The sequence below is a fragment of the Marinovum sp. PR37 genome (genome assembly GCF_028807375.1).
GTDB classification, from domain to species: domain Bacteria; phylum Pseudomonadota; class Alphaproteobacteria; order Rhodobacterales; family Rhodobacteraceae; genus Marinovum; species Marinovum algicola.
Window position 1 is genome coordinate 1 of sequence record NZ_JARAML010000074.1, and the last position, 1,376, is coordinate 1,376.

The window sequence follows — 1,376 nt, forward strand, 5'->3', positions numbered from 1 at the left end:
CATGGCAAAGGAAAAGTTTGAGCGTTCCAAACCGCACTGCAACATTGGCACCATCGGCCATGTTGACCACGGCAAGACGACGCTGACCGCGGCGATCACCAAGTACTTCGGTGACTTCAGGGCCTATGACCAGATCGACGGCGCGCCGGAAGAGAAAGCCCGCGGCATCACCATCTCGACCGCCCACGTGGAATACGAGACCGAGGCGCGGCACTACGCCCACGTCGACTGCCCCGGCCACGCCGACTACGTCAAGAACATGATCACCGGTGCCGCCCAGATGGACGGCGCGATCCTGGTGGTGAACGCGGCCGACGGCCCGATGCCGCAGACCCGTGAGCACATCCTGCTCGGCCGTCAGGTCGGCATCCCCGCGATGGTCGTCTTCCTCAACAAGGTCGACCAGGTCGACGACGAGGAGCTGCTCGAGCTGGTGGAAATGGAAGTCCGCGAACTGCTCTCCGAGTACGATTTCCCGGGCGACGACATTCCGATCATCGCCGGCTCGGCGCTGGCGGCGATGGAAGGCAACAACCCGGAAATCGGCGAAGAGAAGATCAAGGAACTGATGGCGGCCGTGGATGAATACATCCCGCAGCCGGCCCGTGCCGTCGACCAGGACTTCCTGATGCCGATCGAGGACGTGTTCTCGATCTCCGGCCGCGGTACGGTTGTGACCGGCCGTGTCGAGCGTGGCGTGATCAACGTTGGCGACGAGATCGAGATCGTCGGCATCCGCGACACCAAGAAGACCACCTGCACCGGTGTCGAGATGTTCCGCAAGCTGCTCGATCGCGGTGAAGCCGGCGACAACATCGGCGCGCTGCTGCGCGGTGTCGACCGTGAGGGCGTCGAGCGTGGCCAGGTTCTCTGCAAGCCGGGTTCGGTCAAGCCGCACACCAAGTTCGAGGCGGAAAGCTACATCCTGACCAAGGACGAAGGTGGCCGTCACACGCCGTTCTTTGCCAACTACCGCCCGCAGTTCTACTTTCGGACCACCGACGTGACCGGCACCGTGGAGCTGCCCTCGGGCACCGAGATGGTGATGCCGGGCGACAACCTGAAGTTCACCGTGGAGCTGATCGCCCCGATCGCGATGGAAGAAGGCCTGCGCTTCGCCATCCGTGAAGGCGGCCGCACCGTGGGCTCGGGCGTCGTCTCCAAGATCATCGAGTGATCGCGATCCCGTCCCGGGCCTGACCCGGGACAGCACTTCCAGCCTGGCGGCCCCTGCGGGTCGCCGGGCTTTTTTGTGCCCGATGCCAGGTGCGGCATCCCCACCACGAGGCCCCGGCGCGGGGCCGGGACGCGAGGCCACCCGCAGCCCCGTCCCGGACCTGATCCGGGACCTCTCGCCCGATCGCGCCAGACAGGCT

General features: G+C 65.3%; 1 protein-coding gene. It reads left to right on the plus strand.

The window, feature by feature from the left end:
- Window position 1: 1 nt before the first annotated feature.
- Window positions 2–1,177 (plus strand): elongation factor Tu, encoded by a 1,176-nt coding sequence (gene tuf, locus PVW49_RS23670; protein WP_074835899.1) that lies wholly within the window; start codon window positions 2–4, stop codon window positions 1,175–1,177.
- The last annotated feature ends 199 nt before the right edge of the window (window positions 1,178–1,376 follow it).